The following is a 16,093-nucleotide window of genomic DNA, read 5'->3' as shown; positions in this document are numbered from 1 at the left end:
TATTTAGCTATTTAAAACACTAAATTAATAACCCGAGATAGTTAATTCAGTATTTCTTTATTTGCAAATGTAAGAGCACTGGAGCGACTATTAATCTGGTTACTGGTCATATCTAAATGTTTTAACCAAATCGCCCTATATTGCGCTGACAGCCCTAATTGCTGATACTGCATAATAGACCAATTTTCGCTGGGTTTATAAGCCACTCCCCCTTTTTGACAACTTTTTGCTTTATGCCAGCCTATTGGTGCATCGTTATTTTGAGAAATATATAAATTAGGAGCAACGTAACCACTTTGCGCACATAGCCACGCTTGTTTAGATTTAGGTAGAACGTATTCATCTTCAAAGCCGCTAAAATGCATTAATTCATGTAAAAACACGTTGTAATTTGCCGTTGAATTAACGAGCATGGTGCCTTTACTTACATTTGCCATACCCTGCTCTGGCATCATAATAATAAAATCAAAGTTTTTAGGAAGTTGTTTTTTAAGTTCAGATCTTTCCCAATAACACTTTGCTGCTTGATTAACACTGTTGCTGCATTCAATAGTCCCCGCAACATAAATAGGTTTAGAAAAACAAAAAATATTATGCTTTGGCTCTGGCTGTTTATTATAAGTATTAATAAGCTCAGAAAGCTTATATAAACCACTACGATGATCGCTCATCGCTAATACGTTAAACATACATTGCGCATCAGGCTTAAGGTGATCTTGTAGCGATGCAAAACCAAGCTTACTTATAAATGCGCTAGAGATATTATTATGCGGCGTTTTTATTTCAATTTTAAGATGATTTAGTACCTCCCCTGCCGGTAAAGAATTTATGCTCGCAAGTAATTTTAAATCGCTCCACCTTGCTTGCTCTAGCAAGTGTGTAGCTAATGTTTTACGCTGAGAAATAGTTAACTCATTTATGCTCGCAAACCAAAACTTTTTTGCGGTATCCCCTTGGTTATCATTTAAAAGCCTTAGTGAATATGTATATTGAGCGTTAGGTATTGAATGACGTGCAAGTTTTGCCAGGAGGGTATTAGGTAGGGTTGTTAAATGATGCGAAAAATAAGTGGGAAAGCGCCAATAATTTTGCAGCACATTAGCTTTGGTGCTTAAAGCATGCCAATAGCCAATAGCATTAAGGTGATTACTTGAGCCTGAAAGTATCAGGCAACACAGTAATACACCTATTAGTTTAATACGTTTAACTTGCGTCAACACCCGCCATCAACTCAAGTTCTAAACGAGCGTATTTATACTCAATAAACTCATGTACATTGGTTGCAAGTGCGAGCCTAAAATAATCTGCAGCTAAGTACTCTTCACCCGCCGCCTGATGCATTTTAGCTAAGTAAAAATAAGCTTCACATAAACGTTGAGCATATTCCTGCTCAGTTTTAACGCCATCACTAATACCTGATAAAAAAGCATGTTCGCTCATATCACCGCTATAAAGTGATATTAATTGATATGCCCATTGTGACTCATCAAGTGCTGTTGCATTGGTTTTAAGTGATTCCAATGCCTTAACTTTATCTTCTTGCGCGCTTGCTAAGTAAACCCATAAAACACGGTATGGATCATTTGGAGAGCGCGCTAAAAACTCATCAAAATCGTTTTTAGCAAGGCCTGCTCTATCACCGTAATATAGGGCAATACCTCTATTTAAATAGGCATATTCGTGCTCTTCGTCTAGTTCAAGCGCTGAATCAAAAAACTCATAGGCTTTCTCATATTGCTGCATAAGCGTATGTTGAATACCTAAAAAGTTATACACCTCAGCTAAATCGGGCTTAAGTTTAACTGCGCGGTTAAAATCTATGCGTGAAAGAGTGGTCATGCCTAGGCTATCAAAAAGTACACCACGGTCGTAGTAAAGCTTAGCTTGCTGCTCTTCACTTAAGTCGGCTCTGTTTAATAGCTCAGAGTAACGAGCTATGGCAATTTCGCTTCTAAAGTCTGAGGCTAAAGGTGCTGTGAAAGGCACATTAACAATAGGTGTAGGCTCTGTTTCAGTTGTAGTTTGGCAAGCGCTTAAAGACAAAATAGCAAAAGATGCCAAAGCTAAATGTTTGAGTATCATTAAAATCCTTAATACCAAGATATATCGCGATAAATATAAGACAGACCTTGTCTAGTAAGGTTTCATTAAAGCATAAAAAAAGGGGCTAAACAGCCCCTTTTTTACTATCTAGCTAATATAGCTAGATTAATAAGTTAGCAATTATGCGTCTTTTGACTCATCAGCTGCTGGTGCTGCTGATTCCATTGCTTCTTTAATACTTAGACGTACACGACCTTGACGGTCAACTTCTAGTACTTTAACTTTAACTTCTTGACCTTCACTTAGGTGGTCAGAAACATTGTTAACACGCTCAGTACTGATTTGAGAGATGTGCACTAAGCCATCTTTACCAGGAAGAATGTTTACAAACGCACCAAAGTCTACGATACGTACAACTTTACCTTCGTAGATAGTACCTACTTCAAGTTCAGCTGTTAATTGCTCAATACGACTAATTGCATTAGCTGCACTTTCACCATCTGTAGCGGCAATTTTAATTGTACCGTCATCACCGATTTCAATCGTTGTACCAGTTTCTTCAGTAAGTTGACGAATAGTAGCGCCACCTTTACCAATTACTTCTGCGATTTTCTTCTGTGGAATTTGCATTGTGTAAATACGTGGTGCAAACATAGATAGTTCTTCAGAAGGAGCAGAAATCGCTTCGTCCATCACATTTAGAATGTGTAAACGTGCAGCTTTTGCTTGTTTAAGCGCAATTTGCATGATTTCTTGAGTGATACCTTCAATCTTGATATCCATTTGAAGTGCAGTGATACCGTTTGAAGTACCTGCAACTTTAAAGTCCATGTCGCCTAAGTGATCTTCATCACCTAAGATATCAGAAAGTACTACAAAGTTTTCTTCTTCTTTAACTAAGCCCATTGCGATACCCGCAACAGATGCTTTAATTGGTACACCCGCGTTCATAAGTGCTAGTGAAGTACCACATACAGACGCCATTGAAGATGAACCGTTTGATTCAGTGATTTCAGATACTACACGGATTGAGTAAGGGAACTCAGTAAGTGTAGGCATTACAGCTGAAATGCCACGCTTAGCTAGGTTACCGTGGCCGATTTCACGACGCTTAGGAGAACCTACAAAACCAGTTTCACCAACACAGAATGGAGGGAAGTTATAGTTAAGCATAAAGTGGTTTTTGTGTGTGCCAGTTAAATCATCGATTAACTGTGAATCACGTTCTGTACCAAGTGTAGCTGTAACTAATGCTTGAGTTTCACCACGTGTAAAGATAGCAGAACCGTGAGTACGCGGTAATACGCCAGTCATTACGTCTAGCGCACGAATCATATCTGGTTCACGACCATCAATACGTTTTTCGCCGGCAGCGATACGGCCACGAACGATCTTCTTCTCAAGAGAACCGAATACTTTACCAACTTCTTGCTTATCAAGCGTTTCGCCTTCAGCAAGTTCGCTTGTAAGTACAGTAACAACTTCGTCTTTAGCTACACCAAGTGCTTCTTTACGCGCTACTTTATCAGTAATACGGTAAGCTTCACCTACTTTATCAGCAGCGATAGCAGCAACTTTTTCTTCAAGTGCTACGTTTTTCTCAGGTGCTGACCAATCCCATGTAGGCTTGCCCGCTTCTGCTTTAAATTCGTTGATAGCTGTGATGATAGCTTGAGATTGCTCATGGCCATAAACAACAGCACCAAGCATAACGTCTTCTGCAAGTACGTCAGCTTCTGATTCAACCATTAGTACTGCGTTATCAGTACCCGCTACAACTAAATCAAGTTGGCTTTCTTCAAGCTCTTTTAGTGTAGGGTTAAGTACGTATTCACCGTTGATGTAACCAACACGTGATGCGCCAATTGGACCGCTGAACGGGATGCCAGAGATAGCAAGTGCAGCTGATGTACCAATCATCGCAACCATATCTGGTTGGATTTCAGGGTTTACAGAAACAACAGTTGCAATAACTTGTACTTCGTTAACAAAACCGCTTGGGAAAAGTGGACGAATTGGACGGTCAATAAGACGTGCAATTAGTGTTTCACCGTCGTTAGGACGACCTTCACGCTTAAGGAAACCACCTGGGATACGACCAGCAGCGTACATACGCTCTTGGTAGTTAACAGTAAGTGGGAAAAAGTCTTGGCCAGGTTGAGCTTCACGCTTACCAACAACAGTTACTAAAACTGAAGTGTCGCCAATGCTTGCTAGTACTGCGCCGTCTGCTTGACGTGCGATTGCACCAGTTTCTAGGGTTACAGTGTGTTGACCTAGTTGAAATTCTTTAATAATTGCTTGCACTTAAAATATTCCTTAAATGTTTTTATATTTCATTAATAAGTGTCATTAAAAGGGCCAATTACAGTACATAATTGTATTCAGTTGGAAATCAATTAAGTACTACAATTGGCAAAATTTTTAATGACTGCAGATAACCTATTTATCTACGCGCACAGTATATACTAAAGCGACGTAAAATTGCGAGTCTACCCCGAGATAAAAGTAATCGCTTTTATCTTATTATTTATCAATTGCTTCATGACACAGGGCTTATACCAATGAGCTTAATTAAGTGATCTATTTTGAGGTAATGGGATCGTGTGAATAACTAGGGCGTGTTGATCTTTTGTGGTTGAATTTGCAGCAGTATGTTTGGTTTTTAGGCAAGGCAGAGCCTATGAAGTGTGGTTACTCCCCATAAATAGGCGATAACGCAGCATAAATGCCAAGCATGCGCTGCCCTTCGGGTTCTGCCTAGGGGCGATAAACTCTTTGTTGCCTACATGGATGTAGGTAAGGGGCGTGAGCAGGACGCGGAAGCTTTACTCGGTTTTTACTTAGCCCACTAGGTTACAAACCTCGCGCCGCGATTTAATCGCCCCTAGATTGAACAAATTTCAATCCGCAAAGTTCAACACGCCCGAGGAGAAATCTCGTTATTTAATCGCTCTAATCATGGACATTTTAACGCAGCTAGCGCCAAATTTAGTTTCTAAAATTATTAGGTTTTATTGCAGATGTGTATTATTGATTTTCAAGGGCTGAGATTAGATAAGTGTTTTTAAAGCGTAAATTTTAGGCACAAAAAAAGGAGCTATAAAGCTCCTTTTCTCGTAATCAAGTTCTTAGCGACGTAGGCCAAGCTCTTGGATTAACGCAGTATAACGCGAGATATCTTTACCTTTAAGGTAATCAAGCAATTTACGGCGAGTACTTACTTTACGAAGCAGACCACGACGTGAGTGGAAGTCATGCTTGTGGTCAGCAAAGTGACCTTGAAGCTTGTTGATATCAAAAGTAAGTAATGCTACTTGTACTTCAGGTGAACCAGTGTCGCCTTCTGCACGTGCAAATTTAGCAATGATATCGATTTTTTCTTGATTGCTTAGTGACATAGTAACTCCAAAAATTAAATTTAAAAGGTGTCTTAGCCGATCACTAATTCAGCCAAAACGATTAAGCGGGCGTATTCTACCAACTATGAGAATAACTACAAGCTAATTATACTAAAGATACCCTTAGGGCATTCAGCACAGTGCTTATTCAGGCTTTTTGTAGTCATCTTGTTGGCTTGCAAGTCCACGTTTAGACTTTAACTGCCCATTTGAATTACGCTCGCCAGTGCCGATAAACACACCATCGGCAAGTACTTTTATTGGACCATCAGGTAAATCTGTTGCTGTATCTACAGCTTGCCCATGACTAAACACCGACCCTTGTTCTTTTGTTATTTCTACAACAGGAAGACCAACTAAAGCAGTGTCCATAGGTAGCAATAACTCATCAAGATAAGTAGATGGTGCTATTTCTTCATCTTTCGCTTTATCTAACAAGGCTTGCACTTCATCAAGCGTTACCATTTTATCTGTTGGGTAGTGCCCTACAGCTGAGCGATGAAGCATAATGACATGTGCGCCACACCCTAGGTTTTCGCCTAAATCATCAACAATAGTACGAATATACGTACCCTTTGACACATGCGCAGTCATTTGTACTTCGTTAGTTTGCTCATCAAACTCATCTAGCGTTAAACTAAATACGTTAATTTTTCTGCATTTACGAGGTACTTCAATGCCTTCTCGTGCGTACTTATATAAAGGTTTACCCTCATACTTAAGCGCTGAATACATTGATGGATACTGATCTGATTCACCTAAAAAGGCCGCAATTTCACGCTCTAGCTGTTCATACGTTACGTTTACGTCTTTAGTACTAACAATTTCCCCATCAGAGTCTGATGTTGTTGTACGTTCACCTAATTTAGCGCGTACTACATAGGTTTTGTCTATATCGAGTAAAAACTGAGTGAACTTGGTCGCTTCACCAAAACAAATGGGAAGCATACCTGTTGCTAGTGGGTCGAGTGCACCGGTATGCCCTGCTTTTTGAGCAAAATAAATACCTTTCGCTCGTTGCAGCGCTTTGTTAGACGAAATACCTTCTGGTTTGTTTAACAACAAAATACCGTCAACCGGACGGCCTTTACTGCGTCTTGCCATTAGTCTTTAGTGCCTTCTTCGCTATCTGTCTCGTCATCTACATGCTTAGCGTTATCTTCACGAATAATCGAATCTACTAAGTTAGAAATACGCATACCTTCCATAAGTGAGTTGTCTACAACAAACTTAAGCTCTGGCATTATGCGTGCACGAATACGTTTACCTAATAACGAACGGATATAACCCGTAGCTTCGTTAAGTACTTTTGCGCTTTGCTTCGCTGCATTTTCATCTTCAGTGTTAAATACTGTGATAAATACTTTAGCGTAAGATAAGTCGCGCGATACTTCTACCGCAGACACTGTCACCATACCTAAGCGTGGATCTTTAATTTCGCGTTGTAAAATTACAGCAATTTCTTTTTGAATTTGCTGAGCAACACGATCAGTGCGAGAAAACTCTCTCATTGCATTTGTCCTAAAATAATAACTTATTGAAATTTAATAATAAGATAATTTAATAATGGATACACAAATGGGGGCTAAGCCCCCATTTACAATCTTAGCTCACGAGCAATTAAAGTGTACGTTGTACTTCAACTGTTTCGAATACTTCGATTTGGTCACCAACGCGAACGTCATTGTAGTTCTTAACGCCGATACCACATTCCATGCCGTTACGAACATCAGCAACATCGTCTTTAAAGCGACGAAGTGACTCAAGCTCACCTTCGTAAATAACAACGTTATCACGAAGTACACGAATTGGCGCACTACGTTTAACAACACCTTCAGTAACCATACAACCAGCGATAGCGCCAATTTTTGGAGACTTAAATACGTCACGCACTTCAGCAAGACCAATGATCTCTTGCTTAAATTCTGGTGCTAACATACCTGACATTGCTTGTTTAACTTCGTCAATTAAGCTGTAGATTACGCTGTAGTAACGTAGGTCTAAATTTTCAGTCTCAATTACTTTACGTGCTGATGCATCAGCACGAACGTTAAAGCCAACTACGATTGCGTTAGACGCTGCAGCAAGTGTTGCATCAGTTTCAGTGATACCACCAACACCTGAACCTACAATCTTCACTTTTACTTCATCAGTAGAAAGTTTAGTTAGTGAGTCAGAAATCGCTTCGATTGAACCTTGAACGTCTGCTTTAAGTACCACGTTAACTTCAGAAACATCGCCTTCAGCCATGTTAGTGAACATGTTTTCAAGCTTCGCTTTTTGTTGGCGAGCAAGTTTAACATCGCGGAATTTACCTTGACGGTATAAAGCAACTTCACGCGCTTTACGCTCATCTTTAACTACAGTCGCTTCATCACCCGCAGCTGGAATACCAGAAAGACCTAAAATCTCAACTGGAATAGAAGGACCAGCCGATTTGATATCTTTACCGTTTTCATCGCGCATTGCACGAACACGGCCATACTCAAGACCACATAATACAATGTCACCTTGGTTAAGCGTACCAGATTGAACTAGGATAGATGCAACTGGACCACGGCCTTTATCAAGACGAGATTCAATTACAACACCTGCAGCCATACCTGTAGAAGGAGCTGTAAGCTCTAAAAGCTCAGATTGCATAAGTACAGCTTCTAGAAGGTCATCAATACCTAAACCAGTTTTAGCTGAGATATGAACATACTGCGTATCGCCGCCCCAATCTTCAGGGATAACGTCTAACTGAGCTAGTTCGTTTTTAACGCGATCTGGATCTGCGCCTTCTTTATCCATTTTGTTTACTGCAATGATTAAAGGAACGCCAGCTGCACGAGCATGCTGAACCGCTTCTTTAGTTTGTGGCATTACGCCATCATCTGCTGCAACTACTAGGATTACGATATCAGTCGCTTTAGCACCACGAGCACGCATTGATGTAAACGCGGCGTGACCAGGAGTATCTAAGAACGTGATCATGCTGCCGTTTGTCTCAACGTGGTATGCACCAATGTGCTGTGTAATACCACCTGCTTCGCCAGATGCAACTTTCGCTGAACGAATGTAATCTAGTGTAGATGTTTTACCATGGTCAACGTGACCCATTACAGTTACTACTGGAGCGCGCGGCTCAGACTTACCATCTTCATGGCGGTCATTTAGTACTGTTTGCTCTAATTCGTTTTCTTTAACGATGATAACCTTGTGACCCATTTCTTCAGCAACAAGTTGTGCTGCTTCTTGGTCAATTACTTGGTTAATGGTAACCATGTCACCCATTTTCATCATTGTTTTCACAACTTCAGCGCCTTTAACAGCCATGCGTGATGCAAGCTCGGCAACTGTAATTGTTTCGCTAATACGCACTTCGTTTTTAACGTCAGCTGTTGGTTTTTGGAAACCATGCTGCAGCGATGCTGGTGCTTTTAACTTAGACTTGTTACGGCCTCTAGACGCAGCAAACTTATCTTTTGCTGGCGCTTTTTTCTTTTTCTTCGCACGGCGTGTACCTTGCTCATCACGAGCATCGGCAACATCTTCTGCTTCACGTGCGTAAGTTGAAGTCGTAAGGTGATGATCCGCGGTTTCTTCGCGCTTCTTACGTTCTTCTTCTTCTTTCTTCCAGCGTGCTGAATTCTCTTCAGCTAGCTTTCTTGCCTCTTCTGCTTGACGTTTCGCTTCTTCTTCAGCTTTCTTCAATGCGGCCTCTTCTGCTTCTTTTTGCAGACGCTCAGCTTCGATGCGATCTTTCTCAGACTTAGCACTTTGCTCAGGGGTCATCTGCTGTTGTTTAGCTTTACGCTCTGCATCTGCTTTGCGTTTAGCTTCTTCTTTGGCTTTACGATCAGCGTCTTCTTTCGCTTTACGTTCTGCCTCTTGTTTCGCTTTTAATTCAGCGGCTTCTTGTGCAGCTTTTTGCTGCTCTTCAAGACGCGCTTTCTCTTCTGCGGCTAGGCGTTGTTGCTCTTGTTCTTGCTCCATTGCGCTTTTTTTCACGTATGTACGTGTTTTGCGAACTTCAACTTGAACATCTTTTGCTTTACCCGTAGAACCAGTAACACTTAACGTGCTTTTGCTCTTACGTTGTAAAGTCATACGCGCTGGGCCATCTGAGCCAGTACCGCCATGTTGCTTGCTTAAATGATCAAGTAATGTCGCTTTTTCAGCTTCAGTTACATTATCAGTTGCCTGCTTAGTGATACCCGCTTGTGAAAACTGCTGTAGCAATTTATCAACAGTTGTACCTATATCGCCGGCTAGTTTTTCAACATTTACTTCTGCCATAGTGTGTAATACCTCCGTTAATAAATTACTCGTCTGCAAACCAACAAATATTACGTGCAGCCATAATTAATTCACCTGCTTTTTCAGGTGATAGCTCTGTAATATCAACTAGTTCGTCGATGCCTTGCTCAGCTAAGTCTTCAAGTGTAACTACACCTTTACTTGCCATAACAAATGCTAAATGACGTTCTAAGCCTTCAAGCGCAAGTAAGTCTTCAGCTGGCTCTACACCATCTAAGCTTTCTTCCGTTTTAAGCGCTTTAGTCGTTAACGCGTCTTTTGCACGTGAACGTAAAACGTCTACTGTTTCTTCATCTAAGCCATCAATTTCTAAAAACTCTGATGCAGGTACATACGCCACTTCTTCAAGTGTCGAGAAACCTTCGTTGATAAGTAGTGATGCAAACTCATCATCGATATCTAAGTTTTCAGTAAATAAGTTAATTAACTTATCTGACTCAGCTTCATTTTTAGTACGCATGTCTTCAACAGTCATTACGTTTAGTTCCCAGCCAGTTAATTGGCTTGCTAAACGCACGTTTTGACCATTACGACCAATTGCTTGTGCTAGGTTATCTGCTTCAACAGCGATATCCATTGAGTGAGTGTCTTCATCCATTACGATTGAAGCTACTTCTGCAGGTGCCATTGCGTTAATAACAAACTGCGCCGGGTTGTCATCGTAAAGAACGATATCAACACGCTCACCGCCAAGTTCTGACGATACAGCTTGAACACGTGCGCCACGCATACCAACACACGCACCCACTGGGTCAATACGTTTGTCGTTAGATTTAACGGCGATTTTAGCACGAGAACCTGGATCACGTGCTGCGGCACGTAATTCAATCATTTCTTCGCCAATTTCTGGCACCTCAATGCGGAATAATTCCATCAGCATTTCTGGTTTTGAACGCGTAACAAATAATTGTGCGCCACGTGCTTCTGGTTTAACTTCGTAAAGAAGACCACGAATACGATCCCCTGGACGGAAGTTTTCACGTGGAAGCATATCGTCACGGTAAATAACAGCTTCTGCGTTATTACCTAAATCAAGTACGATTGCATCACGGGTCGCTTTTTTAACTACACCTGTAACAAGCTCGCCTTCTTGATCTTTATAAGCTTCTACAACTAAAGCACGTTCAGCTTCACGCACTTTTTGTACGATAACTTGTTTTGCCATCTGTGTAGTTATGCGGTCAAATTTGATAGATTCAATCTGTTCTTCAACGTAATCGCCCATTTGCAAATCAGGTTCTTCAACTTGAGCTGCTTCTAGTGTGATTTCGCTGTAAGGGTTTTCTAATGAACCATCTTCTTGTACTGCTGCAATTTGCCAACGACGGAACGTATCGTAATCGCCCGTTTTACGGTCAATTGCTACACGCACTTCAATTTCGCCATCGTGTTTTTTCTTTGTTGCTGTTGCTAGAGCGAACTCTAAAGCTTCAAAAATCTTTTCTTTTGGAACCGCTTTCTCATTGGAAACGGCTTCAGCAACCAATAATATCTCTTTTGCCATGGGTAATGCCTCGCTTGCCCTATTCCTTCGCACTCGAATTAAAACTTTGCGATTAAATTCGCACGTTCGATGTTACTAAGCATGATTAAATACTCTGCACCATCACTAGATAGTGTGATCATATCGCTGCTAACAGCTACTAAGTCGCCTTTAAAATTACGACGACCGTCTTGTGGAAGTTTAGTACGCACGCGTACTTCCTCTCCTTGCGCCTGCTCGTAGTGATCTTGTTTGAATAATGGACGATCAACACCAGGAGACGATACTTCCAAATCATATTCGTTTGTAATTGGGTCTTCGACGTCTAAAATCGCACTAATTTGACGACTCGCGTCCGCACAGTTATCAACTGAGATCCCATCCTCATGAGCAATATATACTCTTAAGGTAGAATGGCGACCCGCTTGCACAAACTCAAGACCATGTAATTCAAAGCCTAACATTTCTACCGCAGGCGTTAACATGGTTACTAAATCTTGTTCAAGTTTTGTCACGAAAATCCTCCATACAAACAAAAAAAGGGCTTATAGCCCTAAAATACTGAGTTTAAGTTTTGATTTGATGACAATTGCCATAAATCGTAAGGTGCAGATACAACAACGCCCCGAACCAAGCGGGGCGTCACACCAATAAAGCATAAAACTGTGTGGCCGAGGGCCAAGCTTGGTTGCGAGTCAGTAACTGACCTAATTTAAACTACATAGCTTAAAACGCAAAACGCGCATTACTTAGAATGCGCGATATAAATTAGTAAGGTAATACCTACTAGTAGAATTGGTTGCGGGAGCCGGATTTGAACCGACGACCTTCGGGTTATGAGCCCGACGAGCTACCAGGCTGCTCCATCCCGCGCCAATAGATATCAAACCTTAAATTTAATATCGCTGTTAGCTGTTTTACAACACGCTAAACAATGGCCGCTATTATAAGGATGTGTGGGGTAATTAGCAACCATAATAAATAATTAGTTTATAAAAATATCAATTCGTCAAGATGCTAATTTTATGTAGATATTAGGATCATAAGCTTCACAAAACACAGCCACTTTGTATACTTGTTTAATTAAGCTACATTTAAAGTGTGCATACAAACTGACTTTAAAAGAGCTTTTGTATATACGCAATGACTAGAAAAACCAAAGCAAAAACTAAAACTCATACTTTAACACTAAAAAAACGTGCAGTATTTGCACACCCCGCTATAATAAAGCGTAACCAGATTGAGAATAATAATTATAATCTACTGCGAAGAGATAAAAATGAATACACAACAAACAGCATTGTTAAATAATTTAAAGATTATTAAACCAAACTTTCATGCATTTACTGCTCGGTTTCATAATAAATTAGCTGAGTCTGATATCAAGATGGATTACCCAGCAGCGTCATATTTTAACGAAAAAAGCTTTACTTTGTTTTGTGTGCTCGAGCGAATTATTAAACATTTAAACAAGCCTTCATCGGTTGCGCCTTTTCTAGTACATCATCTAGCGTATTTAAAAAACTCTGGAGCAACTCAAAATGATATAACTATTTTATCAGATGCGTTTTACGAAACTCTTAAAGAACACCTTGGCACATATTTTACTCATGAAAGTCAACTAGCTTGGAGAGATGCTCTCAATTTTTTTGAGAAATTTGCTAATAACACTCTGTTTAATGTTTCAAATGTAATTTCGTTACAACAAAAAATACAGCAAAAACAGAGCAACAATATTTAACCCTCGATAGACTTAAAAGGTAAGGAAATTTATTAGATTTTTATACTTTAGCTTTTTAAATACACGTCAAACTTATTTTTCTCTAAACTTATAAAGTACCTATTTAGCAGTCAAACTCGCACTTACGTGTGGCATACTTATGAACGGTTATGATGCCTGTTAGGCCCCATAATACAAGATTGCTAGTCCTCTTCTAAACTACTTTAAATCGTCACGATCGATAATTAATGTTATGCCGTATAAAATTTGTTTGGGTATGCTATGACAAACTATAAAACAGTAAGGCTTATATTGGGCGACCAACTCAACCCATCTCACTCATGGTTTAAGCATAAAGATAATGACACTTTATACCTAATTGCGGAACTAAAACAAGAAACTAATTACGTAAAACATCATATACAAAAATTATGCGCTTTTTTTAGTGCTATGGCTAATTTTGCAAGCGCGCTTAAAGAAGCCGGATTTAATGTACTTCATTTAACACTAGATGAAACACACGGCGATGCAAACCTCCCCGGTTTACTTACCCGCATAGCAACTCAATATAATTGCTCGGCAATAGAGTATCAGTACCCTGATGAGTTTCGTTTAAAGCAACAACTTAATAATTTTAAAAAAAAGAGTGCATTTAATATAAACGCAGTTGATACAGAACACTTTTTATTACAGTTTGAACAAATAAATGAACGGTTCACTAAAAACAAACATGCGACGATGGAACACTTTTACCGTGCAATGAGAAAGCAATACAATATATTGATGGATGGTGCAAAGCCACAAGGTGGAAAGTGGAACTATGACAGTAATAACCGTAATAAATTTTCAAAAAGTGACTTAGCTGATATCCCTGTTCCAAAAATGTTCGATAATGATGTAAGCAGTATTATTTCTCGTTTAAACAAACATAATGTGAGCTATTTTGGAGAAATCAAAGATGAGTTACTTCAGTGGCCAACCACCAGAAAGCAAGCTATTGATTGCTTAGAATACTTTTGTAAAAATTTACTGAGCCGGTTTGGGCAATTTCAAGATGCGATGACAGATCAATGTAATCATAATATCAGCTTGTATCACAGCCGTTTATCGTTCGCATTAAATGCAAAACTACTTAACCCACTTTATGTAATTAAACGTGTGATAAACGAATATGAACAAAATCCTCAGCAAATAACAATTTCACAAGTAGAGGGGTTTACCAGGCAAATTTTAGGCTGGAGAGAATATGTAAGAGCTATTTATTGGGTGAATATGCCCGACTACGCTAATAAAAACCAGCTGGATGCAAAACAAAAAATGCCTCATTATTTTTGGAATGGGGATACAAAAATGAACTGTTTAAGCCACGCCCTTACCCAAAGCCTCGAAACGGCTTATGCGCATCATATACAACGCCTAATGGTCATAGGGAACTTTTGCTTATTAACAGGCATAAATCCGAACGAAGTAGATAATTGGTATTTAGGCGTTTATATAGACGCCATAGAATGGGTGGAAATGCCAAACACACGAGGAATGAGTCAGTTTGCAGATGACGGCATTATTGCAACCAAGCCCTATTCAGCAAGTGGCAATTACATTAATAAGATGAGTGATTACTGCAAAAACTGTCGATACGATGTAAAGCAAAAAATAGGTGATAATGCGTGTCCGCTCAACAGTTTATATTGGCATTTTATGGATAAACATCGAGATAAACTACAGTCTAACCCCAGAATAGGCATGGTTTATAAGAATTGGGATAAACAGTCATCCGATCTTCAAACACAAACCCTTGAGCAAGCAAAGCACCATATCAAAAATATAGATTCTTTATAATGTAAAAAGCCGCCTCAAACGAGGCGGCTAAATAATCAGGGAAAAATGTAATTCAGAAGATTATTTACCTTCTATTAAATTGCTGCTACCAATTTCAATTTTACGTGGTTTTAGTGCTTCAGGGATTTCACGTTCTAAGTCAATACTTAGTAAGCCGTTGGCTAAATCTGCGCCAAGTACTTTTACATGATCTCCTAACTGGAATTTACGTTCAAAGTTACGCTCAGCAATACCTTGATGAATAAATTTACGCTCTGCGTTTTCATCTTTATTTGCTTTAGTACCTGCAACTTTAAGCGTGTTATTTTCTGACTCAATGGTTAACTCGCTTTCACTAAAGCCTGCTACGGCCATTGTGATACGATATTTATCTTTATCGAGTGCTTCTATGTTGTACGGAGGAAAGCTTGGTTGCTTGTCTGTACGTGCTGCTGCGTCCATTAAAGATGCTAAGTGATCAAAGCCAATGAATGAACGGTATAATGGTGATAAGTCTACTGTACGCATAATAATATCCTCATATTTAAGCGATATAATGTTGCTACTTTTCTTTTGAACAAGTACAACACAATTAAATAATAATATAAATTTCAATTACTTCTGTTAAATAAAGACCCATCAGGCGTCTTCACATAACTATTTATGGGCAGTAATTTTGTTTTCAAGTAATTAAATAAAAAATTTAAAATAAAAATAAAAAAAGGCACAAAACTGTGCCTTTTTAAATCATTTATAAATAATATTATTTAATAAATGTGCCACGAATTGGATAGTCGTTTTCTCTTGAAAACTTAATTCCACCTAATAACTGTTCTAAATCGGGGCGAACGAATGGGCTGTTTGATATATCGAGCATCTGAAGCTGATTTTTTTCGTTAAGTACAAAAATGCCAGGTTCTGCAAATGGATGATCAGTTTCTGCATCACTTCGTGGCTCACTGATATGTAGCCCTAAGTCGGTCATTTGCTTGATGGTTAAACCGGAGTAAATTGGGAAATTAATGTCTATTTTTTCAAAATGCTTAGTAAGCTGCTCATGGCTATCACCGCTAACAGCAACAACTTCAACGCCAGCCTCCTTGAAGTCTTTATGTATTTTAGCAAGCTCATTAAGTTGTGCAGTACATTTAGGGCAATGTTGACCTCTATAAACAACAATCATTTTCCATGGGGAGTCACTTACTCTGTCTACTAAGTCTATTTTTTTCTCGTCCACATCACTCACTATTAGTGATGGCATAATATCCGCAGGTTTTAAACTAGTGTTACTCATTGCGATCTCCTTTTACTGTTTCAGATAAAATT

At 39.5% G+C, this 16,093-nt stretch carries 13 protein-coding genes and 1 tRNA gene; 2 read left to right on the top strand and 12 right to left on the bottom strand.

Translation table 11 applies throughout. The features are described 5' to 3' along the window. Positions 1–41: 41 nt before the first annotated feature. The 10 genes from ATS74_RS02795 to ATS74_RS02750 form a co-directional block, all read right to left on the bottom strand. Positions 42–1,217 (bottom strand): hypothetical protein, encoded by a 1,176-nt coding sequence (locus ATS74_RS02795; protein WP_058547410.1) that lies wholly within the window; start codon positions 1,215–1,217, stop codon positions 42–44. Then, positions 1,204–2,082: a lipoprotein NlpI gene (gene nlpI / locus ATS74_RS02790; RefSeq protein WP_058547409.1), complete on the bottom strand. Its 879-nt coding sequence runs from the start codon at positions 2,080–2,082 to the stop codon at positions 1,204–1,206. Before nlpI ends, ATS74_RS02795 begins: the two co-directional genes overlap by 14 nt. 141 nt (positions 2,083–2,223) lie before the next feature. After that, a complete protein-coding gene (gene pnp / locus ATS74_RS02785) occupies positions 2,224–4,350 on the bottom strand; it encodes a polyribonucleotide nucleotidyltransferase (protein ID WP_058547408.1) in 2,127 nt (708 codons plus the stop codon). Positions 4,351–5,174: 824 nt separating this feature from the next. Beyond that, positions 5,175–5,444 (bottom strand): 30S ribosomal protein S15, encoded by a 270-nt coding sequence (gene rpsO / locus ATS74_RS02780; protein ID WP_004585888.1) that lies wholly within the window; start codon positions 5,442–5,444, stop codon positions 5,175–5,177. 144 nt (positions 5,445–5,588) lie between these two features. Beyond that, complete coding sequence (truB, locus tag ATS74_RS02775) at positions 5,589–6,548, bottom strand: tRNA pseudouridine(55) synthase TruB (protein WP_058547407.1); 960 nt, start codon at positions 6,546–6,548, stop codon at positions 5,589–5,591. Continuing rightward, positions 6,548–6,955: a 30S ribosome-binding factor RbfA gene (rbfA, locus tag ATS74_RS02770; protein ID WP_008467148.1), complete on the bottom strand. Its 408-nt coding sequence runs from the start codon at positions 6,953–6,955 to the stop codon at positions 6,548–6,550. Before rbfA ends, truB begins: the two co-directional genes overlap by 1 nt. A gap of 109 nt (positions 6,956–7,064) precedes the next feature. Next, positions 7,065–9,725, bottom strand: coding sequence for a translation initiation factor IF-2 (infB, locus tag ATS74_RS02765; protein ID WP_058547406.1), 2,661 nt, complete (start codon positions 9,723–9,725; stop codon positions 7,065–7,067). Positions 9,726–9,750: 25 nt separating this feature from the next. Then, positions 9,751–11,250 carry a transcription termination factor NusA gene (gene nusA, locus ATS74_RS02760; RefSeq protein WP_058547405.1) on the bottom strand — a complete coding sequence of 500 codons (1,500 nt, stop codon included), beginning with the start codon at positions 11,248–11,250 and terminating at the stop codon, positions 9,751–9,753. A gap of 38 nt (positions 11,251–11,288) precedes the next feature. Then, on the bottom strand, positions 11,289–11,744 hold the full coding sequence (rimP, locus tag ATS74_RS02755) for a ribosome maturation factor RimP (RefSeq protein ID WP_058547404.1): 456 nt from the start codon (positions 11,742–11,744) through the stop codon (positions 11,289–11,291). A gap of 281 nt (positions 11,745–12,025) precedes the next feature. Continuing rightward, a tRNA-Met gene (locus tag ATS74_RS02750) sits at positions 12,026–12,102 on the bottom strand. Positions 12,103–12,508: 406 nt separating this feature from the next. Between ATS74_RS02750 and ATS74_RS02745 the strand changes: the two genes are divergently transcribed. Together ATS74_RS02745 and ATS74_RS02740 are read left to right on the top strand one after the other, a co-directional pair. Then, a complete protein-coding gene (locus tag ATS74_RS02745; RefSeq protein ID WP_058547403.1) occupies positions 12,509–12,970 on the top strand; it encodes a globin domain-containing protein in 462 nt (153 codons plus the stop codon). A 261-nt stretch (positions 12,971–13,231) separates the two neighbouring features. Then, positions 13,232–14,788 carry a cryptochrome/photolyase family protein gene (locus ATS74_RS02740; RefSeq protein WP_058547402.1) on the top strand — a complete coding sequence of 519 codons (1,557 nt, stop codon included), beginning with the start codon at positions 13,232–13,234 and terminating at the stop codon, positions 14,786–14,788. Positions 14,789–14,848: 60 nt separating this feature from the next. On the opposite strand, the gene ATS74_RS02735 is transcribed toward ATS74_RS02740, so the two are convergent. Continuing rightward, complete coding sequence (locus ATS74_RS02735) at positions 14,849–15,295, bottom strand: Hsp20 family protein (RefSeq protein ID WP_058547401.1); 447 nt, start codon at positions 15,293–15,295, stop codon at positions 14,849–14,851. 235 nt (positions 15,296–15,530) lie between these two features. Continuing rightward, positions 15,531–16,061 (bottom strand): redoxin domain-containing protein, encoded by a 531-nt coding sequence (locus ATS74_RS02730; protein ID WP_058547400.1) that lies wholly within the window; start codon positions 16,059–16,061, stop codon positions 15,531–15,533. Positions 16,062–16,093 lie beyond the last annotated feature (32 nt).

Source organism: Pseudoalteromonas sp. H103, assembly GCF_001469205.1.
Taxonomy (GTDB): domain Bacteria; phylum Pseudomonadota; class Gammaproteobacteria; order Enterobacterales; family Alteromonadaceae; genus Pseudoalteromonas; species Pseudoalteromonas carrageenovora.
Note: the sequence above shows the minus strand (reverse complement) of the source record. Positions and strands in the feature narration are given on the sequence as shown.

Coding starts and splice junctions, on each gene's coding strand:
- nlpI (WP_058547409.1), bottom strand. CDS start 2,082: ATGATACTCAAACATTTAGCTTTGGCATCTTTTGCTATTTTGTCTTTA.
- rpsO (WP_004585888.1), bottom strand. CDS start 5,444: ATGTCACTAAGCAATCAAGAAAAAATCGATATCATTGCTAAATTTGCA.
- truB (WP_058547407.1), bottom strand. CDS start 6,548: ATGGCAAGACGCAGTAAAGGCCGTCCGGTTGACGGTATTTTGTTGTTA.
- rbfA (WP_008467148.1), bottom strand. CDS start 6,955: ATGAGAGAGTTTTCTCGCACTGATCGTGTTGCTCAGCAAATTCAAAAA.
- infB (WP_058547406.1), bottom strand. CDS start 9,725: ATGGCAGAAGTAAATGTTGAAAAACTAGCCGGCGATATAGGTACAACT.
- nusA (WP_058547405.1), bottom strand. CDS start 11,250: ATGGCAAAAGAGATATTATTGGTTGCTGAAGCCGTTTCCAATGAGAAA.
- ATS74_RS02745 (WP_058547403.1), top strand. CDS start 12,509: ATGAATACACAACAAACAGCATTGTTAAATAATTTAAAGATTATTAAA.
- ATS74_RS02740 (WP_058547402.1), top strand. CDS start 13,232: ATGACAAACTATAAAACAGTAAGGCTTATATTGGGCGACCAACTCAAC.
- ATS74_RS02735 (WP_058547401.1), bottom strand. CDS start 15,295: ATGCGTACAGTAGACTTATCACCATTATACCGTTCATTCATTGGCTTT.
- ATS74_RS02730 (WP_058547400.1), bottom strand. CDS start 16,061: ATGAGTAACACTAGTTTAAAACCTGCGGATATTATGCCATCACTAATA.